This is a genomic window from Streptomyces sp. NPDC002776 (assembly GCF_053592195.1).
Genome location: NZ_JBSFVG010000011.1, coordinates 64,475 through 88,631 on the forward strand (window position 1 = coordinate 64,475; position 24,157 = coordinate 88,631).

The window sequence follows — 24,157 nt, forward strand, 5'->3', positions numbered from 1 at the left end:
CGGGCAACTTCGGTCCCCGCCGGCTGCGCCTAGGTGTCGGTCGGCATGGCCTCGGTGAGGCGGACGGTGCTCAGGATCTTCTGGATCGTCGCCTCCGGGATCTCCTCCTTGACGCCCTTGGCGCCGAAGAGGTTCCAGGTGACGAAGTCGCCCGCGCCGTTCTCGAACGCGAAGGTGATCGCCTTGCCCTCGCTGTCGCACTTGCCGTTCTGCGGGGTGTTCTCCGAGTGGGCGGTGGCCACGCTGCCCTCGATGCCCGAGGTCGTGGTGTACGGCTTGGGCTTGGTGAACTTCACGCTCTTGCGGTCCGGCTGGGTGTACCCGCCGAAGATCCACCACGGCACCCGGGTCTCCGCGGCCTCGGCGAGGTCCTTCGCGCCGTTCTCGCCGCGGGTACCGGCGGTGACCAGGGCGGTGTCCTCGGTGCGGCCGTCCTTGTCGGAGTCGACCGTGCACCACTTGGACTTGAGGTAGGCGGGGGCGGTGACGGTGGACCGGTCGAGCTTGCCGTCCTTGTCCTCCCACTCGAAGCCGACGCTGGTGTCGGCGTTGTCGATCTCCCAGTCGGCGGGCACGTCGAACATCGTGCCGAAGCGCGGGTTGACGACGACCTTCCAGCCCTCGACGGTCGGCTCCAGCTCCTCCTCGCCGCGCGGGTCGGCCTCAGAGCCGGACTCGGAGGCGGTGGGCTCGGCCGACTTGCTCACGGTCGGCTTCGGCGACGCCTTGCCGTCCGCCTTGTCGCTGTCGTCGCCGCCCAGCACCAGGAGCCCGGTGACACCGGCCGCCACGACCACGGCCGTGGCCGCCACGATCGCCACCAGCTTGGTCCGGTTGCCGCCGCCCCCACCGCCCTGCGGAGCCGGCGCCCCGGCCGGGGTCGGCGCGCCCCACTGAGGCTGCTGACCGTAGGCGTTGGGCTGCTGATAGCCCGGCTGCTGGTACGGATTCGGCTGCTGGTACCCCGGCTGCTGGTACGGGTTGTTCTGCTGCTGCGGGTTCTGCTCGCCCCCGGGCGGCTGCTGTCCTGGCCACATGGGCAGCAACCCTAACGGCGCCAGGGACACGATTCGGTCACCGGACCTTGTCAGGGACGTAGCAAAACGGTGGCGGATCGGCGGAACGTCCGTACGGCGAGCGGGACGGGAATCTGGCCAGCGACGCTACTCGTGGGTAACATGCCGCCATGAGCGCAGATCAGATGTCGATCGGCGAGTTGCTCGCCGCCACGGTGCCGATGGTTCGGACGCTGAACCTGGAGTACCTGGAGACCACCCCGGAGAAGGCCGTGCTGGCCCTTCCGGACCAGAGCGAGTACCGCAACCACGTCGGCGGACCGCATGCCGGCGCGATGTTCACGCTGGGGGAGTCGGCCAGCGGGGCGATCGTGCTCGCCGCCTTCGGGGACCAGCTGTCCCGGGCCGTCCCGCTCCCGGTCACCGCGGAGATCGCCTTCAAGAAGATCGCCCTGGGGGCGGTCACCGCCACCGCGACGCTGGGCCGTCCGATCGACGAGGTCGTCGCCGAGCTCGACGCGGGCGAGCGGCCGGAGTTCCCGGTGAGCGTGGCGATCCAGCGCGCGGACGGCGCGGTCACGACCGAGATGACCGTGGTGTGGACGCTCCGCCCCAACGGCTGACCGGACACAGAGTTCTTCCGCAGAGGGTCCCCGGTGGGGGCCCTCTGTGTCATGTGCGGAGAATCCGTGCGGTAATCCCCTTGCCGTGCGCACACCTTCGGGATTGGTTCGGACCACAGCTTCGAATGCCGGTGCGGATACCGGCGGTAACTATTCTGCATTCCAAGGCACTTGCCTAACGGGCCCTTCGAACTCCTTGTTTCCCGTCAGTCGTTTGTGCGAAAGTGAGCGCCCCCTCACGGGGTGTGCCGCAAGCGGCCTGGAAGGAAATGATTCCGTGCAATCCCCTTACCCCCCACGCCCCCCGTACCCCCCACGCCCAGGACTGCGCCTCGAAGACTCCGACCGTGATCTCCTCGCCCGTCTCGCACCGTCAGGCACTGGTGCCGACGGTGTTCCGTTGCTGATGGCCCGGCACTGGCGGCCCGCCCACGAGTACGCCGTGATCTGCCTGGCCGTGGCCGGTAGCCCGGCGTCCATGGTGACCGCGAACGCCTTCCACCGGGTCCTCGGCAAGCCGGCCGGCGGCGCGCTGCGTCCCCAACTCCTCATGGCCGTACGCGAGACGGTCAAGGAGTGGGCGGCCGACGAAAGGATTTCCGCCGCCCTTCCGGAACTCCGTAAAACGACCGGAGCCCGTGGGCTTCGGGCGGCGAGGTCCGTGACCCCTGAAAGGCGACGGCTCGCCGAACACGCATTCCGGGCCCTTCCGGGCGCCTCGCAATGCCTCTTGTGGCACACCGAGGTCGAGGCGGAACCCATATCCGTACCGGCTGGTCTGCTGGGCGTGGACGGCGTGACGGCATCGGCCGCCCTGGAGCAGGCCCGCGAGCAATTCCGCACCGCCTGTGTCCGCGCCCACCATGAACTCGCGCCCACCCGGGAATGCCGCTTCTACAACCGCCTCCTCGATGTCCCGATCCGCCGGGGCGGTTCGCTGCTGCCCGATGTCCAGCGGCACCTGACCGAGTGCCGCTACTGCCGGCAGGCCGCCGAACAGCTCAGCCACTTCGAGGGCGGCCTGGAGGAACTGCTCGCCGAGACGGTCCTCGGCTGGGGCGCCCGGCGCTATCTGGACTCCCGCCCCGGCCGCGCCCACGAGCACCCGACGACATCGGCACGCGCGCGTGGCGGACGCCACCGGCCCGTCGCGGCACGGAAGACGACCCGGCCCGCCGGGCGGACCAAGGTCGTCGTCGGTGTCGGTCTGACCTCCCTCGCCCTGCTCGCGACCGTCCTGATCAGCAAAGGCTGGACGGATGACAACGGTGTCCCCGCCCCGCACGCCACCTGGGGCGCGCCGAGCGCGGCCACCGAGCCGCCGACGCCGGACCCCGCCTCCGTGAGCCGTTCCCCGGAACTGGGCCACGGCCGACTGCGCAACCTCGGCACCGGACTCTGCCTCGACCTCCACGGCGCGGCGCCCCGGCCCGGCGTGGCGACCGTCCTCGCGGGCTGCTCGGCCGCCGGATCCCAGCGGTGGTCGTACCGAAGCGACGGCCTGCTGCGCAGCGCCGCCGATCCCACCCTCTGCCTGAACTCCCGCGCCGAGGAGGGCACGGTCGTGCTCGATGACTGCCTGGTGCACGCCGGCGAGGTGCGCCACGACCTCACCGTGCACGGCGAGCTCCTGCTCCGCGGCGGCCAGGACCGAGTCGTGGCGCCCGGCGACGAAAAGGACGTGACGGTCGCGGGGCGGGACGGATCCGCGGACCAGCGCTGGGCGTTCGACACCCCGGAGGTGAGGAAGGAGCGGCAGACCCCCGACCGGAGCCGGCAACAGGAGCCGTACGAGACCCGCGTCGCCCAGGCCGACACGCGTACAGAACCCGAACCGGCAGCTCAGCCCGACCCCGTGGACGGGGCCGCTTTCCTCCCCGCCGGGGCGCTGGACACCCTCTCCGCGGTCACCGAGCCGCTCGACTCGCTGCTCTCCTAGACCAAGGGGCCACTCCCACCGGGGTGGCCCCTTCTCTGCTCGGCTTATTGACACGAGTCACCGCCGGTCCTACGTTTCCGACGCGCCGGTGGCGTCGCTCACGGGGTGTCAAGTCCGATTGACGCATAGTGCGTTCAAAGGGCGAAGACAGACCGGGCGCTCCAGCGCACCGCGGTTCACATCGTCGTGCCCGCACACCGAAGGAGTGACGGCTGCCATGACCGACACTGTTTCCCGGCGATCCGCCCTGCGGCTGGTGGGCGGCGCCGTCGCCGTCGCCGCCGCGGCGACCGGTGGACCGGCCCCACTGTCCAGCGCCCACGCGCACGGCCGAACCGGCCCGAGCGCCGGGCGGCGCGTCGAGAGCCTCCTCGCCCGGCTCACCCTCGACGAGAAGATCTCCCTCCTGCACGGCGCCACCGACCCCGCCCCGCTCGGCCAGGCGGGCTACCTCCCGGGCGTCGAGCGCCTGGGCATCCCGCCCCTGCGCCTGGCCGACGGCCCGGCCGGGGTCCGGGTCACCGCACATGCCACCGCCCTGCCCGCACCCGTCCTGCTGGCCTCCGCCTTCGACCCGGAGCTGGCCCGCCGCTACGGCCGGGTCATCGGGCACGAGGGCCGCGCCCTCGGCCAGGACGTCCTGCTCTCCCCGATGGTCAACCTCATCCGCACCCCGTACGCCGGGCGCAACTTCGAGACGTTCAGCGAGGACCCGCTGCTCGCCTCCGACCTGGTGGCCGCCGAGATCGAGGGCATCCAGGGCGAGGGACTCGTCGCCACCGTCAAGCACTTCGCCCTGAACAACCAGGAGCGGGACCGCGAGACCGTCGACGTCCGGGTGGACGAGCAGACCATGCACGAGGTCGAACTGCGCGGCTTCGAGGCCGCCGTCGGCGCCGGCGCCGGCGCGGTCATGGGCGCCTACAACAAGGTCAACGGCACCTACGCCTGCGAGAACAAGGCCCTCCTCACCGAGATCCTGCGCACCCAGTGGGGGTTCGAGGGCCTGGTGATGACCGACTGGTTCGCCGCCCACAGCACCCACAAGGCCCTCACCGCGGGCCTGGACCTGGAGATGCCGGACGGCACCCACTTCGGCCCGGCGCTGCAGCGGGCCGTACGCGACGGCAGCGTGGCCGAGCGGTCCGTCGACCGGGCCGTACGCCGGATCCTGTCGGTGATGGACCGGTTCGGTCTCCTCGACGGCAGCGCACCGCCGAGACCCGCTCGCGACAGCCGGGCGGGAGCGGCCGTGGCGCTGGAGGTCGCCAAGGCGGGCGCCACCCTGCTGCGCAACGAGCGCGGCACCCTCCCGCTGACCGGCGGCAGCATCGCCGTGATCGGCCAGCCCGGGTCCCTGCCCTTCATCAGCGGCGGCGGCAGCGCCCATGTCGTGCCCGACCGCGCCGACAGCCCCCTCGACGCCCTTCGCGCCCGCGGCGGCCGGGTGACCCATGCCCTGGGCGAGGACATCTTCGGCAAGCCCCTCCCCGCCGCCGCGCTCAGCCCCGGCTTCGCCAGCGAGGGCAAGCGGGTCGAGGCGGGACGGACCTGGTCGTACGACGGCACGCTCACCGTCGACGAGGACGACGAGTGGACCTTCGTCATCCACTACTCCGGCGCGCCGACGATCCGGCCGAAGGTGGTCCTCGACGGCGAGGAACTCTTCCCGCTCGTGCCGGGCTGGGGCGAGTACTTCATGGGCGGTTACGTCACCACCGCCGCTGACGGGATGTCCGTGCGCCGCAGGACGGTCGAGCTCGCCCGGGGCCCGCACAAGCTGAGGATCACCGCACCGGGCGGGGACACCGGGCAGGAGTTCCGGTTGCGCCGTATCACCAGCGCGACCCGGGCCCAGGACGTCGCCGAGGCCGTACGGGCCGCACGCGCCGCCCGCCAGGTCGTCCTGTTCGCCTACGAGGACGCCACCGAGGGCCAGGACCGCACCACCCTCGAACTCCCGGGTCAGCAGGCCGACTTGATCGAGGCGGTGACGGCGGTGAACCCGCGCACCACCGTGGTCCTCAACACCTCCTCCGCCACCTCGATGCCCTGGCTGGAGCGCACGGGAGCCGTGCTCCAGATGTACTACCCGGGTCAGGAGGGCGCGGCCGCCACCGCCGCCGTCCTGTTCGGCGACTGCGATCCCGGCGGACGCCTCACCCAGACCTTCCCCGTCGACGACGACCGCCATCCCGTCGCCGGGGACCCGCGCCGCTACCCGGGCGTCGACGGCACCGAGGTCTACTCGGAGGGCGTCCACGCCGGACACCGCTGGTACGACGCCGAGGGCGAGCGCCCGCTGTTCCCCTTCGGGCACGGGCTGTCGTACACCTCCTTCACCTACGAGGACGTCTCCGCGCAGTGGAACCGGCGCGGCCTCGACGTGCGCTTCACGGTCCGCAACACGGGGCGGCGCGCCGGGATCGCGGTACCGCAGGTGTACGTGGGCCGCTCGCCCGACCTGGAACTCGACCAGGCGGTACGGGTGCTGGGCGGATACCGGCGGCTCGCGCTGGGCGCGGGGCGGCGGCGCCGGGTGACCGTGCGGGTCGCGGCGCGGACGCTGTCGTCCTGGGACGCGGACCGCCACGACTGGGTGCTGGGCACCGGGCGGCGCAGCGTGTGGGTAGGGGCGTCCGCGGGGGATCTGCGGCTTCGTACGAGTGTGGAGGTGCACGGGTGATACGTCGTGTCGTGACAGCACTGGCGGCCCTCGCGGCCGCGGTGATCGTCCCCGCTCCGGCGCAGGCGGCCGAGGGGCAGCGGGGGCCGGTCGTACGCACCGAGGCGGGGCTGGTGCGCGGTGAACGCACCGCCGAGGGGCGGCAGTTCCTCGGCATCCCGTACGCCGAGGCGCCCGTCGGCGCGCTGCGCTGGAAGGAGCCCCGGCCGGTCCGCCCCTGGCAAGGCGTCCGCGGCGCCCGCGACTTCGGCAACAAGTGCGTGCAAGGCGCGAGTTGGGACCCCGGGTACGAGCGGCCCAGCCACACCGAGGACTGCCTCGACCTCAATGTCTACGTGCCCGAGGGCTCCCGGCAGCGGGCGGTGCTCGTCTGGTTCCACGGCGGCGGACTCACCGCCGGAGCCGGTCAGGACGTCGTTCCCGACACCTTCGCCCGGCAGACCGGCACGGTCGTCGTGACCGTCAACTACCGCCTCGGGGCGATGGGCTTCCTTGCGACAGCCGGCCTCGACGACGCGGCCCAGGACGGCGTCTCCGGCAACTTCGGCATGCTCGACCAGCAGGCCGCGCTGCGCTGGGTGCGCGCCAACATCGGCCGCTTCGGCGGCGACCCTCGCCGCGTGACCATCGCGGGCGAATCGGCGGGCGGCCGCTCGGTCTGCACCCAGCTCGCCTCGCCCACCGCGACGGGCCTGTTCCGGGCGGGCATCATCCAGAGCGGCGCCTACGACGACTGCGCCGCCCGCACCCGGGAAACGGCGGTGGAACAGGGCGCCGCCTTCGCCGAGAAGCTCGGCTGTGCCACGGTGGCGTGTCTGCGCGGTAAGTCGTCCGCCGAGATCCTGGCCGCGCAGGGCGGCTTCGACTGGGGACCGGTGACCGGCGGCGCCTTCCTGCCCGTGCAGCCCGCCGCGGCCTTCGCCTCCGGAACGGCGGCCGGGGTGCCGGTGATGAACGGCGCCAATCTGGACGAGGGGCGGCTGTTCGCCTTCGGCCGCTTCGACGGGGCGGGCGCTCCGCTCACGGCCGACCGGTACCCGGCGGTGATGCGGGCCTCCTTCGGCGAAGAGGCGCTCGCCCGCTACCCCCTGACCGCCCACCCCTCCCCGACGATCGCCTTCGGTACCGCCCTCGGCGACCGGATGTTCGCCTGCTCCGCGCTCCGGCTCGACGGCACGCTCGCCGGACGCGGCCCGGTGTACACGTACGAGTTCGCCGACCGCACCTCCCCGCCCTTCGCCTCCCTGCGCGGCCTCGGCACCGACTTCGACTTCGGCGCCACCCACGTCAACGAGGTGCAGTACCTCTTCAAGCACTTCGGGCTGAAAACCCCGCTCAACGCCGAGCAGCGGGCGCTGGCCCGGCAGACGGTCCAGTACTGGGGCTCCTTCGTCCGCACCGGAGTGCCCCGCGCCCACGGGCAGCCCGCCATGCCGGAGGGCGGGCCGGAGCGAGTGCTGTCACTGCGGACGGCGTCCGCGGGCGGCAACGCTCCGACCACGTCCGTGTACGGCGACCACCAGTGCGACCTGTGGGACGCGGAGCCACCGCGCTGACCAGGTAGGCTTCCCCGGCGCGCGCTCGCCCACGAGCGCGCGCCGGGGACACGCCCGGAGGAGAGGAAGCGGTGTTGCACGTCCAGGAATGGCTCGAAACGGTGCCCCCGCTCGCCATCTATCTGCTGGTGGGCGTAGTCATCGGTCTGGAGAGCCTGGGCATCCCGCTGCCCGGCGAGATCATCCTGGTCTCCTCGGCGCTGCTCGCCTCGCAGCACGGTGAGATCGACCCCGTGATCCTCGGCGCCTGCGCCACCGCGGGCGCCATCATCGGTGACTCCATCGGCTATGCCATCGGCCGCAGGGGCGGCCGGCCACTGCTGGCCTGGCTGGGCGGCAAGTTCCCCCGGCACTTCAGCGAGGGGCACATCGCGACCGCCGAGCGCTCCTTCCAGAAGTGGGGCATGTGGGCCGTCTTCTTCGGCCGCTTCGTCGCCCTCCTGCGCATCTTCGCGGGCCCCCTCGCGGGCGTCCTGCACATGCCGTACTGGAAGTTCCTCACGGCCAACGTCCTCGGCGGCATCCTCTGGGCGGGCGGCACGACGGCGGTCATCTACTACGTGGGCGTGGTCGCCGAGTCCTGGCTGAAGCGGTTCTCGTGGCTGGGCCTGGTGGCGGCGGTCCTGATCGGCCTGACGTCGTTCCTGATCCTGAAGCGCAAGGCGAAGCGGGCGCCGTCCGCGGAGCCGGAGCTGGTGAGCGCCGGGGAGTAGGGCTCCCTCCGGGGCGCGGGGAACCGCGCGATCGACCCCCGCGCCGCCGCAGACCGCATACGACCCCTAGTGACCGTGCTCTTCTCGGTGAGCCCCTGCCAACTGCGCATACATCGTCCCGTTGAGCGTGATCCCCTGACGCTCCTCTTCCGTGAGCTCCCGCTTGACCTTCGCAGGCACTCCGGCCACGAGCGACCCGGGCGGCACGATCATCCCCTGCGGTACCAACGCCTGCGCGGCGACCAGGGAACCGGCCCCGATCACCGCCCCGTTGAGCACGGTCGCCCCCATCCCGACGAGGCAGTCGTCCTCCACGGTCGCCCCGTGCACCACGGCGTTGTGCCCGATGGAAACACGTTCCCCCACGGTGACCGGAAAGCCGGGGTCCGCGTGCAGGGTGCAGTTGTCCTGCACGTTGCTGCTCGCGCCGACGGAGATCCGCTCCACGTCACCGCGCAGCACGGCGCCGTACCAGACGCTCGCCCCCGCCCGCAGCGTCACGTCACCGATCACCGAGGCGGTGGGCGCCACGAAGACGTCCTCGTCCACCTTCGGCTCCCGGCCGCCGATTCCCTTGATCATCATCGCCTCCCGGTCATGTGACTCAGGGCACCGTACGCCACCGGTTGGGGTGAAGATCACAGGCCCTCCGGCTCATCAGGGCGCCGGACGCTCAGTACGGTGAGCGCGTGCCGAAGAGCAAGAACACGTTCTCATCCTGGCGTCGCCGAGTGGCGCAGCGGGCCGTCCACGCGGGCTGGGCCTGGGTGCAGCGCACCGGCTCGGTGACGGCCGAGCGGCCGGGGCGCTTCCACTTCGGCGCGATCGGCGAGGCCACCCGCCTGGCGTTTCCGCTCGGCACGGTCTTCGGCGAACCGTGGATCCACCTGGGCTCCCACTGCATCGTGGGCGAGCAGGTGACGCTGACCGCGGGCCTGATGCCCGACCTCGACCTCGGCCCCGAACCGATCCTGCGCATCGGCGACGGTGTCGTCCTCGGCCGGGGCAGCCATGTCATCGCCGACACCACGGTCACCATCGGCAGCGACTGCTACTTCGGCCCGTACGTCTACGTCACGTCCACCAACCACTCCTACGACGACCCGCACGAGCCCATCGGCAAGCAGTGGCCGCGGATGGAGCCGGTGTCGATCGGACCGGGCTGCTGGATCGGCACCGGCGCGGTGATCCTGCCGGGTGCGCGGATCGGCCGGAACGTGGTCGTGGCGGCCGGGGCCGTGGTCCGCGGCGCGGTCCCCGACCACGCGGTCGTGGCGGGCGCGCCCGCCCGGGTCGTACGCCGCTGGACCCCCACGGACGGCTGGCAGCCCCCCTTGCGGACACCGGCACCGGTCCCCATACCGGACGGCGTGACCTCGCAGCAACTGGCGGCCCTGGCGGACCTGGACGAGGAGTCGGTGGCGCGACTGGCGGAGCTGGACGCGGAGGGGTGAGCTGAGGGGTGCAGAGCCTGGGCATGGGCGTGGTGGCAGTCGCCAGGGCGGGAGTGTCCGCCGGTCCTGGTGTGGGCTGTGCTGGCCCGGTGCCGGTGCCGGTGCCGGTGGCGGGCGCCGAGGGTTGATGGGGCGGGCCGTCCTGGATTGAGCGGGCGCTGCCCCGGGCGCCTCCCGGCGGGGGCGGCTGCGTCGGTGTTGCTAGCGGGCGGCGACAGCCGGGCCGGGTCGGGCGGGGTTGGACCCCATGACGGGTGGCCGTTGCGGTGGGGTGTCGAGGTCTGTGGGCGTGGGCGTTGCTGGGCATCCCTCCGAGTGGCTGTGCTGGACGTGCCCGGCGGTTGGGGCTGATGTGGGCGGGCGCCAGTGGGGCCTATGCGGGTGGGCCTCTGCGCCGGTGTCGATCCCGGGCGGGATGGTCGCCGTCGGGGGCGGCGAGATGGTTCAGCCCGTGGCCAGCAATAGCGTGCCGGCCAAGGCCAGGCCTGCTCCCGCCGCCTGGATCCCGCGGAGCCGTTCGTTCAGGGTGATGCGGGCGGCCAGGGCCGTCACCACCGGGAACAGGGAGGCGAGGACCGCCGCCACGGTGACCGGGCCGTTCTGGGCGGCGATCGAGTACGTGCCGTTCGCGGCGACATCGGCGAGCCCCACGAAACCGAGCGCCGGCAGCGCGCGCCAGGGGAAACCGCCCTCGGGCAGGGCGGGGGAGCCGCGCCGCACCGAGACGTACAGGGCCGTGCCGCCCACGACGACATTGGTGACGCGCTGGACGAACAGGGCCAAAAACAGGCCCGTGAGGGACGTCGACGCTTCGGAGATCAGCGCCATCACCGCGCCGAACCCGAGCGCGGCGACCAGCGTCAGCACGATGGCCCGGCGCTGCACCGAGGCGCCCTTGACCTGCGGCCCGCTCGCGAGTACCACCCCCGTCACGGCCGCCACGATCCCGCCGAGCTGGAACATCCCGGGACGCTCGCCGAGCGCGAGGCCCACGCCCACGGGGACGGCGACGCTCAGTGAGCACAGCGGGGACACCACCCCCATCGGGCCGAGGGCGAGCGCCTTGTAGAAGGCGAACATCGCGACCGGTCCGACCACCCCGGCGGCGACCGCGAACCACAGCTGCGGGCCGATCTCGGTCCAGCCGCCGGTCGCGAGGACCATCACGCCCAGCACGACCACGGCGACCGACTGCGAGACGACCACCACGGTGAGCGCCGGGATGCGCCGGGCCAGCAGTCCGCCGCCGAAGTCGGCCAGCCCCCAGAGCAGACTGGTGGCCAGGGCGAAGAGTGCTGTCACGGGGCTGCCTCGCAGTACAGTTCGGTGCACGATCGGGTGCACCCCACCGTAGTGCAGTAAATTGAACCGTGCCATTCACTGTGATGGACCAAACGTTGGACGGAACGTGTCGGACCTCGCCCTGCTGACCCAGTCCCTGGCCCGCAACGTCAAGCACTGGCGTGCGGTACGCGGCTTCACCCTGGACGTGCTCGCCACCCGGGCCAACGTCAGCCGCGGGATGCTCATCCAGATCGAGCAGGCGCGCACCAACCCCAGCCTCGGCACGGTCGTGAAGATCGGCGACGCGCTCGGCGTGAGCATCACCACGCTGCTGGAGTACGAGCAGGGCCCGCAGGTCCGTATCGTCCCCGCCGACCAGGCCGTACGGCTGTGGCGCACCGACACCGGCAGCTACAACCTCCTCCTCGCCGGCACCGAGGCACCGGGACCGCTGGAGCTGTGGGAGTGGCGGCTGATGCCCGGCGAGAGCAGCGCCTCGGACCCGCATCCGACCGGCACGGCCGAACTGCTCCACGTCCTGGAGGGCGAGCTGACCCTCACCGTGGACGGCGTGGAGTACCGCGTCCCGGCGGGCGCGACCGCCTCCTTCGAGGCCAACACCCCCCACACGTACGGCAATACCGGCGAGGTGCCGATGCGCATGGTGATGGCGGTCTCCGTCCCACCCGTCAACTGAGCGGCGCCGCACGCTTGCTACCGTGCGGCCATGCGCGCACCCATCGGACACTTCGACCGGGCCGTCCCGGCCCCCGACTGCCTCGACGAGCTGACCGCCCCGGTCGCCGACGCCGTACGCCACTGGAGCGGCGCCGTCCCCGCCGACCAGATCGTCTACGTCGACACCGACCCGCAATGGGCCGACACCGCCGTGTTCGTCGAGCACTACGGCCAGGAGCTGCTGGAGCAGTCCGCCAACTGTGTCGTGGTGGCGGGCAAGCGCGGCGGTGAGACCACACTCGCCGCCTGTGTCGTGCTCTCCACCACTCGCGTCGACGTCAACGGTGCCGTCCGCCGCCAACTCGGCGCCCGCAAGGCATCCTTCGCCGCCATGGACACCGCGACCGGCGAGACCGGCATGGAGTACGGCGGCATCACCCCGATCGGACTGCCCGCCGACTGGCCGGTGCTGGTGGACTCCGCCGTGGTCGACCTTCCTTACGTCCTCGTCGGCAGCGGACGCCGCCGCGGCAAGCTGCTGGTGCCGGGCAAGGCATTCGCCGAGCTGCCCGGAGCCGTCGTACTGGAAGGGCTCGGGCTCGCCTGAGCTCAGGCCGCCGTGTGGTGGGCCAGCGGCAGATGTGGATCCGCCTCGCCGGGCACGGGCGCCGGGTCCGCGTGGACCAGGGCCGCGGTGAGCCGGGGGACGGCGTGCAGCAGGGCGTGCTCGGCGTCGACCGCGATCGCGTGGGCCTGCCGTACCGTCGCCTCGCCGTCCACCACGACCGCGACCTCCGCGCGCAGCCGGTGCCCGATCCAGCGCAGCCGCAGCTCGCCCACCCCGCGCACCCCGGGCACCTCCCGCACCGCCCGCTCGGCCCGGTCCACCAGGGCCGGGTCCACGGCGTCCAGCACCCGCCGGAACACCTCCCGCGCCGCGTCCCGCAGCACCAGCACGATCGCCGCGGTGATCGCCAACCCGACGACCGGGTCGGCCAGTTGCCAGCCGAGCGCCGCCCCGCCCGCGCTCAGCAGCACCGCGAGCGAGGTGAATCCGTCGGTACGGGCGTGCAGACCGTCCGCGACGAGTGCGGCCGAGCCGATCGCCCGGCCGACCCGGATCCGGTACCGCGCCACCCACTCGTTGCCCGCGAACCCCACCAGCGCCGCCGCGGCGACCGCGGGAAGATGCTGGACGGGGCGGGGGTCCAGCAGCCGGTCGAACGCCGTCCACGCGGCGAACGCCGCCGACGCCGCGATGGTCAGCACGATCACCAGCCCCGCCAGGTCCTCCGCGCGGCCGTAGCCGTAGGTGAAGCGCCGGGTAGCCGCGCGGCGGCCCAGCACGAAGGCGATGCCGAGGGGTACGGCGGTCAGCGCGTCGGCGGTGTTGTGCGCGGTGTCGCCGAGCAGGGCCACCGAGCCGGACATCGCCACGACGACCGCCTGGACGAGTGCCGTCGCGCCCAGCACCGCGAGCGACACCCACAGCGCGCGCATGCCGCGGGCCGATGACTCCAGGGCGTTGTCGAGCTTGTCGGCCGTGTCGTGGGAGTGGGGCCGGAGGAGGTGGGTGATGCGGTGGCGGCGTGTGGGGTGGTGGTGCGGTGGGCGGTGCGGGTGGCTCACGGGGCCCCCTTGCGGTGACGGCGGTTCCGGTGGCGGGCGGTTCCGGTGACGGCGGTTCCAGTGACGGTGGTGGACTTACCCGGTCCACGGCGTCATTATGTGCGTATGAGCGCACGCATGCACCTGTCATCTGCGCACGATGCGCATCCGCGCACCCCCGGCGAGGAGCAGTTCGCCCTCGCCGCCGAACTCCTCGCCCTCCTCGGCGACCGCACCCGCCTTGCCCTGCTGCACGCGCTGACCCGGGAAGAGGCCGACGTCAGCACGCTCACGGAGGCATGCGGAGCGGCCCGGCCCGCCGTCAGCCAGCATCTGGCACGGCTGCGTCTCGCCGGTCTGGTGAACACGCGCAAGGAAGGCCGCCGGGTGATCTACTCCCTGCACGACGGCCATCTGCGGCGGCTGGTGGAGGAGGCGCTGAAGGTGGCGGACCACCGGATCGGCGACCGGCCCCCGCATGACTGAGCCGGCAGTACGGGTGCTTGTGACCTAGCCGTACGTGTTCTTGCCCAAGTACTGCTCCGCGAAGGCGAGTCCCGCGGACGGGGAGCCGAGCAGACGGTGCAGCCGGGCCAGCGCGGTGCCCGCGCGATGCGGGTCGCCGGAGGAGGCGCCGTGGTACACCTCCGACAGCCACTGCGAGAACTCCTGGTAGTCCCAGACTCGGCGCAGACAGGCCGCCGAGTAGCCGTCCAGGCCGCTCCCGTCGCCCTTGGTGAGCTGTGCGACGAAGGCGTCGCCGAGCAGGAAGGCGTCGTGCAGGGCGAGGTTCATGCCCTTGGCCGCGATCGGCGCGGTGAGATGGGCCGCGTCCCCGGCCAGGAAGAGCCGGCCGAACGCCATGGGCTCCACGACGTAACCGTGCATGTCCAGCACGCGCTTCTCGATCAGCCGTCCCTCCGTCAGCCGGGGCGCGCCGGCCGCGCCGAGCCGCTGCTGGAGCTCGGACCAGACCCGTTCGTGGGACCAGTTCTCCGGGTCGTCGCCGGGCGGGCACTCCAGGTAGTAGCGGGTCACCTCGGGGCTGCGGGCCATGTGCCCGGCGAATCCGCGCGGATGCATCCCGAACACCACGCAGTCGTTGGACGGCGGCGCCTCGGCGAGCAGCGCCAGCCAGCCGATGCCGTAGTCGTAGCGCGAGACCTGGGCGCGGCCGGGCGGCAGTGCGTCCCGGCTCACCCCGCGCGCGCCGTCGCAGCCCGCGACGAAGTCGCAGTGCACGGTGTGCCGTTGGCCCGAGCCGGGGTCCGTGTACGACACGGAGGGGCGGTCCGAGTCCAGGTCGTGCAGCTCCACCTCCCGCACGCCGAAGCGGATCGCGCCGCCGCGCACGTCCGCGTACTCCCGCGCCAGGTCCGTCACCAGCAACGGCTGCGGATAGACGTAATGGTGATACCCCGTCAGCTCGGCGTACTCGAACCGGTGACGCCGCCCGGCGAACCGGAACTCGCACTCGTTGTGCACCTGGCCGTGCGCCAGCAGGTGCGCCGCGAGGCCGCGCTGATCGAGCCCGCGTACGGCCCACTCCTCCAGGACGCCGGCCCGCGGCCGCCGCTCGATGAACTCACGGCTCTCGGTCTCCAGGACCAGACAGTCCACGTCGGCGGCGCGCAGGACGTTGCCGATGGTGAGCCCGGCCGGTCCCGCGCCGACGATGACGACCGGAAAGCGGTGTGCGGCACCGGGGTTGGGGTGGGTGGGGAGGGAAGTCACCCGAGCATTATGTGCGCGCCGGGCCTCAGGCGTCCGCCGCGCAGCGGAATCCCGCGTGGCCGCTGGCGCTGTCCGGGGTGTTGGCGCTGCGGGCGGCCACCCGGTAGCGGTTGCAGTAGGAGGCGTGGCACAGGTAGGAGCCGCCGCGGATCACCTTGGCCGTGCCCTCGGCCGGGCCTACCGGGTCGACCGCTCCGCCCTGCTCCCCGGCGCGGTGCTCCGTGGACCACCAGTCCGCGCACCACTCCCACACGTTGCCCGAAGTGTTGTACAGGCCGTAGCCGTTGGGCTCGAAGGCGGTCACCGGAGCCGTGCCGGAGTAGCCGTCGGCGGCGGTGTTCCTGGTGGGGAAGGTGCCGCGCCAGATGTTGCAGCGGTGGGTGCCGTCCGGGTCGAGTTCGTCGCCCCAGGGGTAGCGTCGCCGGCTGAGGCCGCCGCGGGCCGCGTACTCCCACTCGGCCTCGGTGGGCAGCCGCTTGCCCGCCCAGGCCGCGTAGGCGGCGGCGTCGTACCAGGAGACGTGGACCACGGGATGGTCGCCGCGCCCGGCGAGATCGCTGCCCGGGCCCTCCGGTCGGTCCCAGGCCGCCCCCGCGATCGCGCACCACCAGGGCGTCCGCTCGGGCCGCGGGGCGCCTTGGCGCAGCGCGGCGGGCAGGAACCCGGCGAAGACGTACGACCAGTCCAGGCGCTCGGCGTCGGTGAGGTGGCCGGTGTCGGCGACGAAGGCCGCGAAGTCGTCGTTGGTCACCGCGCAGGCGTCGATGCGGAAGGGGTGCAGCCGCACTGTCCGGACCGGGCCCTCGGCGTCGTCCGGGAAGCCTTCCGAGTCCTCGGCGCCCATGAGGAACTCGCCGCCGGGGAGCAGGATCATGCCGTCGGTCGAGGCGGGGCGGCCGTCGGGGAGGGCTGGGCGGCTTGTGGCGGTCTGCGGCGGCGGGTTGAGCGGGCCGCCGGTCGCGGACGACGGCGTGCAGCAGCGGTTGGGGGAGCGGGGGTCGGGCATCGATGCTTCCTCGGGGGCGGACGAGCGGGCGGGCGCGGACCCTGTCTACGCCCTGCTCTTGTGCGTCACCGGTTGAACGTCACCGCTTGTGCTTTACCGCAGGAGGGGGATCTCGATGGCCGGGCAGCGGTCCATGACCATCTCCAGGCCGGCCGCCCGGGTGCGGTCGTAGGCGGCCTCGTCGATGACGTCGAGCTGGAACCACACCGCCTTGGCGCCCTTGGCCACGGCGTCGTCGGCCACCGGTCCCGCCAGCTCGCTGTTGACGAAGACGTCGACGACGTCCACGTCGAAGGGGATGTCCGCGAGGGAGGCGTAACCCTGCTCGCCGTGCACCGTCTCCGCCTTGGGGTGGACCGGCACCACGCGCTTGCCGTAACGCTGGAGCACCTGGGCGACGCCGTACGCCGCACGCCGCTGGTTCGACGACAGACCGACCACGGCCCAGGTGTCGCCGAGCTCGGTGAGGATCTTGCGGACCGTCGCTTCATCGCCGTACACCCAGGGCCTCCTCGACCTCATGACGTGCCTGTTGTCCGCACAACGGCCAACGGGGCGGGGAGATTCCCGGGCCGAGGTGCGGTTTCCCGGGCGGATGGGCCGCTCCCTGTCCGGAAAACCGCGCCGCGTGCTGCGCCGGGGCGCGCGCCCGCCTAGGCTCGGGGAGTGCTGCGCATCATCGACTCCCGAACGGGGGTCCCCGTCGAGGCCGCGCCCACCCGGCGCGGACTGACCCGCGTCGAGGCCCACGCCCCGGGCTTCGACACCGGCGCCCTCCGCGTGCTCCTCGTCGCCGATCTCCTCGTCCGCGCGCTGGAACTCGGCGGTACCCCGGTCTGGGCCGTGCTCCACGGCGAACGGGAACAGCCCGAGCTGCGGGCCGGGGCCGCGGCCCTGGGGATCCGCCCGCTGGAGGACAGCCGTGAGGCCGGCCGTGGGCTCGGTGAGAAGCAGGTCATCCATGTCGTGCCGGAGGACGGCCCGGCCCCGGACGGCGTCCGCGTCCACGTCGCGCCCGTCCACGCCACGTCACCCGCGCCGCTCACGGGCGCCGACCCCGTCGCCCTGCGCCTCGCCCTGCTCAGCCGGCGCCGGGACCGGCCGGTACGGCTCGACACGGCCGCCCTGACCGAGGCCCACGACACCCTCGTCCGCTGGCGGCGCGCGGTCGCGTCCTGGGCGCGGCACCCCTCGCGGCCCATCCCCGAGGAGGTGCGCACCGATCTGCGCGGCGCCTGGGAGGACGACCTGGACCTGCCCGGCGTACTGCGGCTGCTGGCCCGCGTCGAGACCGACCCGGACCTCCCGGACGGCGCCCGCTTCGAGACCTACGCCTACGCCGACCGACTCCTCGGCCTGGACCTCACCCGCGACCTGGGATCCCCCGAGTGATCGCGTACTCGGGGACGGGTCGGCGGGGTTGCCGGGTGGCGCGGTGGGGGGTGCGGCGCGAAGGGATGCCGGATCGGCGCCGCCGGACGGTGTCCGCCGCGGGTCGGCCGGCTGTTCGGCCTGGAACGTCCCTGCGGTTGGGGGTCCCGGACGTGATCGCGAGCATCGGAGCGGGTCGCTGGGTCGAGGTGCGGCGGTCGTGGGCTGTCGGCGTGCTCGATCGGTGCCGCCGGACAGCGCCCGTCGCGGGTCGGCCGGCCGCTCGGTCCGGTCGGCCCCAGCGACCTGGGTTCCCCAGCGGGATCACGCCCCTCGGGACGGGCCCGTTGTGCCGTGCGGGCGTGTCCGATCAGCGTCGCCGGGGCACCGCCGTCCCGAACCGCACCCCCGACCGCGTCTCGGACCGTGCCCGGGGCCGCGTCCCGGACCGCGTCCTCGCTGAATTCGGCCGGCCGGATTCGATCCCCGCCCCAGGAGCCCCCGAATGATCGCGCGTGCCGGGACGGGCCCGTTGCGGCGGCTGGTGGTGTTGCGGCACGCCAAGTCCGCGTGGCCCGACGGGGTGCCCGATCACCGGCGGCCGCTCGCCCCGCGCGGGCGACGGGACGCCCCCGCCGCGGGCCGGGCGCTCGCCGAGGCCGACCTGCTGCCCGACCTCGCGCTGTGCTCCACCGCCGTACGCGCCCGACAGACCTGGGAGCTGGCCTTCGCCGAGTGGGGCACCCCGCCTCCGGTGCGCTACGAGCCGCGGCTGTACGCGGCCGACGTACCGGAGCTGCTCGCCGCCGTGCACGAGACGCCCACCGCCGTGGAGACGCTGCTGCTGGTCGGCCACAACCCCGGGCTCGAGGAACTGGTGGTCGAGCTGGCCGGGGACAGCCTGGACGACGCGCTGGAGCAGGTGAGGGTGAAGTTCCCCACCTCCGCCGTCGCCGTCCTGGCCTGGCGCGGCAGCGACTGGACCGCCCTGACCCCCGGTACCGCCCTGCTGACCTGGTTCACCGTGCCCCGGGGAAAGAAGCGCTGACGGCGCCTGGCATAGGCTGACCGGATGCAGGACGAGTACCGCACAGTGGCCCACGCGGGCGTGCACGAGACCGAGGTCAACCGCTCCCGCTTCCTGTGCGCCCTCGCCCCGGCGGCCACCGAACAGGAGGCCCAGGACTTCGTCGCGGCCGTCCGCAAGGAACACGCCGACGCCACCCACAACTGCTACGCCTACGTCATCGGCGCCGACGCCGGCATCCAGAAGGCGAGCGACGACGGCGAACCGGGCGGCACCGCGGGCGTCCCCATGCTCCAGATGCTGCTGCGCCGCGACATGCGGTACGTCGTCACCGTCGTCACCCGCTACTACGGCGGCGTCAAGCTCGGCGCGGGCGGCCTCATCAGGGCCTACGGCGGTGCCGTCGGCGAGGCCCTGGACAGCCTCGGCACCCTCACCCGCCGCCGCTTCCGCCTTGCCACCGTCACCGTCGACCACCAGCGCGCCGGGAAGATCCAGAACGACCTGCGCGCCACCGGACGCGAGGTACGGGACGTGCGCTACGGCGAGCACGTCACCCTCGACATCGGCCTCCCGGACGCCGACGTGGACGCCTTCCGGTCCTGGCTCGCCGACGCGTCCGCGGAGACGGCCCGGTTCGAGCTCGGGGGAGAGGCCTACGGAGACGCATAACGGATGGAATCGGGCGCAACGGGCGTCGCCCGGTGCGGTCATGACGGGCTGATACGGGAGTAACCGCCCGTGATGTCAGACCCGGCCGTTAGTCTTCGGGGATCATGAGGCTCCTGCACACTTCCGACTGGCATCTGGGCCGGGCGTTCCACCGCGTGAACATGCTCGGCGCCCAGGCCGGGTTCATCGACCACCTCGTCGCCACCGTGCGCGAGCGCGAGGTGGACGCGGTGCTCGTGTCGGGAGACGTGTACGACCGCGCGGTCCCGCCGCTCGCCGCCGTGGAACTGTTCGACCGGGCCCTGCACCGCCTCGCCGATCTCGGGGTGCCCACGGTGATGATCTCCGGCAACCACGATTCGGCCCGCCGGCTCGGTGTCGGCGCCGGGCTCATCGACCGCGCGGGCATCCATCTGCGCACCGAACCCTCGGCGTGCGGGACACCGGTGGTGCTGGCCGACCGCCATGGCGAGGTGGCCTTCTACGGCCTGCCCTACCTCGAACCGGCCCTGGTGAAGGACGAGTTCGCGGTGGAGAAGGCAGGGCACGAGGCGGTGCTGGCCGCCGCGATGGACCGCGTCCGCGCCGACCTCGCCGCACGCGCGCGCGGCACCCGTTCCATCGTACTGGCGCACGCTTTCGTCACCGGCGGCGAGGCCAGCGACAGCGAGCGGGACATCACCGTCGGCGGGGTGGCCGCGGTCCCGGCCGGCGTCTTCGACGGCGTCGACTACGCGGCGCTCGGGCATCTGCACGGCTGTCAGACCATCACCGAGCGCGTGCGCTACTCCGGCTCCCCGCTGGCGTACTCCTTCTCGGAGGCCGACCACCGCAAGACCATGTGGCTGGTCGACCTGGACGCCGACGGCGTCGTGACGGCCGAGCGGATCGACTGCCCCGCGCCGCGCGCCCTCGCCCGGATCCGGGGGGAGCTGGCGGACCTGCTCGCCGATCCGGCCCTCGCCCGGCACGAGGACGCCTGGATCGAGGCCACCCTCACCGACGCGGTCCGTCCGGCCGACCCCATGGCCCGGCTCACCGAGCGCTTCCCGCACACCCTCAGCCTTGTCTTCGACCCCGACCGCGCCCCGGACGACCCGGACGTCTCCTACGCCAGACGGCTGGCCGGACGCAGCGACCAGCAGATCGCCGAGGACTTCGTCGCCCATGTGCGCGGCGCCGGACCGGATGAGGACGAGCAAGGGGTGCTGCGGGACGCGTTCGACACCGTGCGCGCGGACGCGGTGGTGCGGGAGGTGGCCCGATGAGGCTGCACCGCCTCGACATCACCGCTTTCGGCCCCTTCGGCGGCTCCCAGAGCGTCGACTTCGACGACCTGTCCGCGGCCGGACTGTTCCTGCTGCACGGCCCCACCGGCGCGGGCAAGACCTCGGTGCTCGACGCCGTGTGCTACGCGCTGTACGGCGCGGTGCCCGGGGCCCGGCAGAGCGGCCAGGGCCTCACCCTGCGCAGCGACCACGCCGCGCCGGGCACCCGTACCTCCGTCACCCTCGAACTGACCGTCGCCGGACGCCGGCTGGAGATCACCCGGCAGCCGCCCTGGGAGCGCCCCAAGAAGCGCGGCTCGGGCACCACCCTGGACAAGGCACAGAGCGGGCTGCGCGAGTACGACGCCACGACCGGCGCCTGGAAGGACCTCAGCCGCTCCCACCAGGAGATCGGCGAGGAGATCACCCAGCTGCTCGGCATGAGCCGCGAACAGTTCTGCCAGGTCGTGCTGCTGCCCCAGGGTGACTTCGCGCGCTTCCTGCGCGCCGACGCCGAGGCGCGCGGCCGACTGCTCGGCCGGCTCTTCGACACCCACCGCTTCGCCGAGGTCGAAAAGCGCCTCGCCGAGCGCCGGCGCGCGGCCGAGGCGGAGGTCCGCGAAGGCGACGCCGCCCTGCTGGCCGACGCCCACCGCATGCAGCAGGCGGCGGGCGACTTCATGGAGCTGCCCGAGCTGACGCCGGGCGAACCAGGACTCGCCGAGGCCGTCCTGAGCGCCGCCGCCGTGGCCCGGAGCACCGCCCGCGAGGAACTGACCGTCGCCCACTGCCGCCTCGCCGCCGCCGAGTCCGCCCAGGCCGGCGCCGAGCGCGCACTGGCCGACGTACGCGAAACCGCCCGGTTGCAGCGCAGGTTCGCCGAGGCGCGGGAGCGGGCGCGGTCACTGGAGGAGCGCGCCGACGGCCACCGCGCGGCGCAGGCGCGGATGGAGCGGGGCCGCAAGGCCGAGGCGGTGGCCCCCGCCCTGGAGCTGCGGGACGCCGCCGAGGCCGAACACCGGCGGGCGTCGGCGGCCGGGGCCCACACGCGTGGCCTGCTGCCGGCCGCCTTCGCCGACGCGGGCGCCGCCGGACTCGCGGCCGCCGCGCGCCGGGCCGCCGAGGAGCTGGGCGGCCTGGACTCGGCCCGCCGTGCCGAGCGGCGGCTGGCCGAACTCGCCGAGGAGCGCACCGGGCTGGACCGCCAGGAGCGGGCCGACGAGGACATCCTCCAGGAAGCCGAGAGCTGGCTCGCCGGGTGGGACGCGACCCGCGCGGGACTCCAGGCGCGGATCGACAGCGCCCAGGAGGCCGCCTCCCGCGCCGAACAGCTCGCCGTCCAGCGGGAGTCCGCGGCCGTACGGCTCAAGGCGGCCAGACTGCGCGACCAGTTGGCGGAGGACACCGACACCGCCGCCGACGGGGCCCGCCGTGCGCAGGACGACACGCTGGCCGCCAAGGCGCACTGGCTGGAGGTGAAGGAGCGCCGCCTGAACGGTATCGCGGCCGAACTCGCCGCCCAGCTCACCGACGGCGAGCCCTGCGCCGTCTGCGGCGCCACCGAGCACCCCGCGCCCGCCCGCAAGGACGCCGGGCACGTCGACCGCGAGGCCGAGGAGACGGCGCTTGCCGCGTTCCAGGCCGCGGAGGAGCGCCAGACCGAGCGGGAACGGCGGCTCGGCGTCGTCCGCGAGGCGCTGGCCGCCGCCACCGCCGAGGCCGGGGACACGCCCACCCCCGCACTCGCCGACGAGGTCGCGGAGCTGGAGCGCCTGTTCGCCGAGGCCCGCCGGGACGCCTCCGCGCTGCACCCCGCGCACGAGGAACTGCGCCGCGCCGAGCAGGAGCACGAGCGGCGGGTGGCGGCACGTCAGCAGGCGGAGGTCAGGGCCGCCGCGCGGATCGGCCACCGGGACCGCCTGGACCGCGAACGGGCCTCCCTGGAAGCGGTGTTGACCGAGGCGCGCGGCGCCCTGGACAGCGTGGCCGCCCGGGCCGCCGAGCTGGAGCGCCAGGTCGCTCTGCTCACCGACGCCGCCGACAGCGCCCGCGCCGCCGAGGACAGCGCGCAGCGGCTCAAGGCCGCCGACGCGCGCCTCGCGGACGCCGCGTTCCGCGCGGGCTTCGCGACACCGCAGGCCGCCGCCGACGCCCTCCTGGACGACACCGCCCACCGGGAACTGCAACGGCGCCTGGACGCGTGGCAGTCCGAGGAGGCCGCCGTACGAGCCGTGCTCGGGGAGGCCGACACGACGGCCGCCGCCCAGCGACCCGCCGCCGACCTGGCCGGGGCGGAGGAGGCCGCGGCCGAGGCGGGCCGGAGGCTGCGGGCCGCCGCCTCCGCGCGGGACGCCGCCGAGCGGCGCTGCGCCGAACTCGACCGGCTCTCCGCCCGCTCGACCCAGGGCGCACGCCGGCTCGCGCCACTGCGCGCCCAGTACGACCGGGTCGCCCGCCTGGCCGCCCTCACCGCGGGCACCTCGGCGGACAACGAACGCAAGATGCGCCTGGAGTCCTACGTCCTCGCCGCCCGCCTGGAACAGGTGGCCGCCGCCGCGACCGTACGGCTGCGGCGCATGTCGTCCGGCCGGTACACCCTCGTCCACTCCGACGACCGCGCCGGACGCGGCCGCAGCGGTCTCGGGCTGCATGTCGTCGACGCCTGGACCGGGCGCGAGCGGGACACGGCGACGCTCTCCGGCGGCGAGACCTTCTTCGCCTCGCTGGCCCTCGCCCTCGGCCTCGCGGACGTCGTCACCGACGAGGCCGGCGGGGTGCGCCTGGACACCCTCTTCATCGACGAGGGCTTCGGCAGCCTCGACGACCAGACCCTGGACGAGGTCCTCGACGTCCTCGACTCGCTGCGGGAACGCGACCGCAGCGTCGGCATCGTCAGCCACGTCGCCGATCTGCGGCGGCGCATCCACGCCCAGCTGGAGGTCGTGAAGGGCCGCTCGGGATCGACCCTGCGGCAGCGCGGCGCCGGCTGAGCGGCTACCGGCCCAGCGGTCGGCGGGGCAGCGGGGAGGAGTAGACGACGGACGTGGTCACCGAGCCGAGCGCGCCGATCTTGCCCGAGACCTCCTCCAGGTGGCGCATCGAGCGGGCGGCGACCTTGATCACGAAGCAGTCGTCGCCGGTGACATGGTGCGCCTCCAGGATCTCCGGCGTCACGGCCACCAGGTCGTGGAACGGCTTGTAGTTGCCGGTCGGATACCGCAGCCGGACGAAGGCCAGGATCGGCAGGCCCAGCTGCTCCGGCGCCACCACGGCCGAGTAGCCCTGGATGACACCGGCCTCCTCCAGCCTGCGCACCCGCTCGGTGACCGCGCTCGCGGACATCGACACGGCCCGCGCCAGCTCGGCGAAGCTGGCCCGGCCCTCGCGCTGGAGGACATCGAGGATGCGCCAGTCGGTGGCGTCCGGTGAATACGTGGTCATGGCCGGAGCTAACAGGGAATTCCCCGGCCGATCAAGAGGAGTGCCGGGGATCGGCCCTTCAGGGAGTTGATCTTCGGGCCG

The 24,157-nt window shown here is 73.4% G+C and carries 22 protein-coding genes; 14 read left to right on the forward strand and 8 right to left on the reverse strand.

All coding sequences use genetic code 11. The annotated features are described in order from the left end of the window. Positions 1–29: 29 nt before the first annotated feature. Positions 30–1,037 carry a hypothetical protein gene (locus tag ACWD11_RS22330; protein ID WP_389417549.1) on the reverse strand — a complete coding sequence of 336 codons (1,008 nt, stop codon included), beginning with the start codon at positions 1,035–1,037 and terminating at the stop codon, positions 30–32. 164 nt (positions 1,038–1,201) lie between these two features. Between ACWD11_RS22330 and ACWD11_RS22335 the strand changes: the two genes are divergently transcribed. The 5 genes from ACWD11_RS22335 to ACWD11_RS22355 all read left to right on the forward strand — a co-directional run bounded on the left by ACWD11_RS22335 (position 1,202) and on the right by ACWD11_RS22355 (position 8,533). Continuing rightward, on the forward strand, positions 1,202–1,639 hold the full coding sequence (locus tag ACWD11_RS22335; protein WP_389417970.1) for a DUF4442 domain-containing protein: 438 nt from the start codon (positions 1,202–1,204) through the stop codon (positions 1,637–1,639). Between the two features lie 406 nt (positions 1,640–2,045). After that, a complete protein-coding gene (locus ACWD11_RS22340; RefSeq protein ID WP_451284949.1) occupies positions 2,046–3,578 on the forward strand; it encodes an RICIN domain-containing protein in 1,533 nt (510 codons plus the stop codon). A gap of 217 nt (positions 3,579–3,795) precedes the next feature. Next, positions 3,796–6,264: a beta-glucosidase gene (locus ACWD11_RS22345; RefSeq protein ID WP_451284951.1), complete on the forward strand. Its 2,469-nt coding sequence runs from the start codon at positions 3,796–3,798 to the stop codon at positions 6,262–6,264. A gap of 11 nt (positions 6,265–6,275) precedes the next feature. Then, positions 6,276–7,820 carry a carboxylesterase/lipase family protein gene (locus tag ACWD11_RS22350; RefSeq protein ID WP_451284953.1) on the forward strand — a complete coding sequence of 515 codons (1,545 nt, stop codon included), beginning with the start codon at positions 6,276–6,278 and terminating at the stop codon, positions 7,818–7,820. Positions 7,821–7,894: 74 nt separating this feature from the next. Next, positions 7,895–8,533, forward strand: coding sequence for a DedA family protein (locus ACWD11_RS22355; protein WP_451285245.1), 639 nt, complete (start codon positions 7,895–7,897; stop codon positions 8,531–8,533). Positions 8,534–8,599: 66 nt separating this feature from the next. On the opposite strand, the gene ACWD11_RS22360 is transcribed toward ACWD11_RS22355, so the two are convergent. Then, a complete protein-coding gene (locus ACWD11_RS22360; RefSeq protein WP_389417554.1) occupies positions 8,600–9,118 on the reverse strand; it encodes a gamma carbonic anhydrase family protein in 519 nt (172 codons plus the stop codon). 104 nt (positions 9,119–9,222) lie between these two features. On the opposite strand from ACWD11_RS22360, the gene ACWD11_RS22365 reads away from it, so the two are divergent. Further along, positions 9,223–9,987 carry an acyltransferase gene (locus ACWD11_RS22365; protein ID WP_389417555.1) on the forward strand — a complete coding sequence of 255 codons (765 nt, stop codon included), beginning with the start codon at positions 9,223–9,225 and terminating at the stop codon, positions 9,985–9,987. A 444-nt stretch (positions 9,988–10,431) separates the two neighbouring features. Here ACWD11_RS22365 and ACWD11_RS22370 read toward each other — a convergent pair whose 3' ends face one another. Beyond that, positions 10,432–11,289, reverse strand: coding sequence for an EamA family transporter (locus tag ACWD11_RS22370; protein ID WP_451284956.1), 858 nt, complete (start codon positions 11,287–11,289; stop codon positions 10,432–10,434). A 106-nt stretch (positions 11,290–11,395) separates the two neighbouring features. Here ACWD11_RS22370 and ACWD11_RS22375 point away from each other — a divergent pair, with 106 nt between their 5' ends. Further along, entirely contained in the window at positions 11,396–11,968 is a 573-nt protein-coding gene (locus ACWD11_RS22375; protein ID WP_451284958.1) for an XRE family transcriptional regulator, read from the forward strand. Between the two features lie 30 nt (positions 11,969–11,998). Next, complete coding sequence (locus ACWD11_RS22380) at positions 11,999–12,556, forward strand: YbaK/EbsC family protein (RefSeq protein WP_451284960.1); 558 nt, start codon at positions 11,999–12,001, stop codon at positions 12,554–12,556. Between the two features lie 2 nt (positions 12,557–12,558). Here ACWD11_RS22380 and ACWD11_RS22385 read toward each other — a convergent pair whose 3' ends face one another. Further along, positions 12,559–13,578, reverse strand: a complete 1,020-nt coding sequence (locus ACWD11_RS22385; RefSeq protein WP_451284961.1) for a cation diffusion facilitator family transporter — start codon at positions 13,576–13,578, stop codon at positions 12,559–12,561. Between the two features lie 105 nt (positions 13,579–13,683). On the opposite strand from ACWD11_RS22385, the gene ACWD11_RS22390 reads away from it, so the two are divergent. After that, positions 13,684–14,043, forward strand: coding sequence for an ArsR/SmtB family transcription factor (locus tag ACWD11_RS22390; protein ID WP_389417560.1), 360 nt, complete (start codon positions 13,684–13,686; stop codon positions 14,041–14,043). Positions 14,044–14,067: 24 nt separating this feature from the next. Here the strand turns inward: ACWD11_RS22390 and ACWD11_RS22395 are convergent, their stop codons facing one another. From ACWD11_RS22395 to ACWD11_RS22405, 3 genes are all read right to left on the reverse strand, one after another. Further along, a complete protein-coding gene (locus tag ACWD11_RS22395) occupies positions 14,068–15,291 on the reverse strand; it encodes a 4-hydroxybenzoate 3-monooxygenase (RefSeq protein ID WP_451284963.1) in 1,224 nt (407 codons plus the stop codon). Between the two features lie 25 nt (positions 15,292–15,316). Next, on the reverse strand, positions 15,317–16,297 hold the full coding sequence (locus ACWD11_RS22400) for a formylglycine-generating enzyme family protein (protein ID WP_451284965.1): 981 nt from the start codon (positions 16,295–16,297) through the stop codon (positions 15,317–15,319). 93 nt (positions 16,298–16,390) lie between these two features. Continuing rightward, a complete protein-coding gene (locus tag ACWD11_RS22405) occupies positions 16,391–16,798 on the reverse strand; it encodes a CoA-binding protein (RefSeq protein ID WP_389417563.1) in 408 nt (135 codons plus the stop codon). Between the two features lie 165 nt (positions 16,799–16,963). Between ACWD11_RS22405 and ACWD11_RS22410 the strand changes: the two genes are divergently transcribed. The 5 genes from ACWD11_RS22410 to ACWD11_RS22430 all read left to right on the forward strand — a co-directional run bounded on the left by ACWD11_RS22410 (position 16,964) and on the right by ACWD11_RS22430 (position 23,625). Beyond that, the gene (locus ACWD11_RS22410; RefSeq protein WP_451284967.1) at positions 16,964–17,689 is read left to right on the forward strand and encodes a hypothetical protein; all 726 of its coding nucleotides are present in this window, start codon (positions 16,964–16,966) and stop codon (positions 17,687–17,689) included. Positions 17,690–18,173: 484 nt separating this feature from the next. Further along, positions 18,174–18,716, forward strand: coding sequence for a SixA phosphatase family protein (locus tag ACWD11_RS22415; RefSeq protein ID WP_389417566.1), 543 nt, complete (start codon positions 18,174–18,176; stop codon positions 18,714–18,716). Positions 18,717–18,740: 24 nt separating this feature from the next. After that, on the forward strand, positions 18,741–19,367 hold the full coding sequence (locus ACWD11_RS22420) for a YigZ family protein (RefSeq protein WP_451284969.1): 627 nt from the start codon (positions 18,741–18,743) through the stop codon (positions 19,365–19,367). A gap of 104 nt (positions 19,368–19,471) precedes the next feature. Then, positions 19,472–20,635 (forward strand): exonuclease SbcCD subunit D, encoded by a 1,164-nt coding sequence (locus tag ACWD11_RS22425; RefSeq protein WP_451284971.1) that lies wholly within the window; start codon positions 19,472–19,474, stop codon positions 20,633–20,635. After that, entirely contained in the window at positions 20,632–23,625 is a 2,994-nt protein-coding gene (locus ACWD11_RS22430; RefSeq protein WP_451284973.1) for an AAA family ATPase, read from the forward strand. Before ACWD11_RS22425 ends, ACWD11_RS22430 begins: the two co-directional genes overlap by 4 nt. 4 nt (positions 23,626–23,629) lie before the next feature. Here ACWD11_RS22430 and ACWD11_RS22435 read toward each other — a convergent pair whose 3' ends face one another. Next, the gene (locus ACWD11_RS22435; RefSeq protein ID WP_389417570.1) at positions 23,630–24,076 is read right to left on the reverse strand and encodes an Lrp/AsnC family transcriptional regulator; all 447 of its coding nucleotides are present in this window, start codon (positions 24,074–24,076) and stop codon (positions 23,630–23,632) included. Between the last annotated feature and the right edge of the window lie 81 nt (positions 24,077–24,157).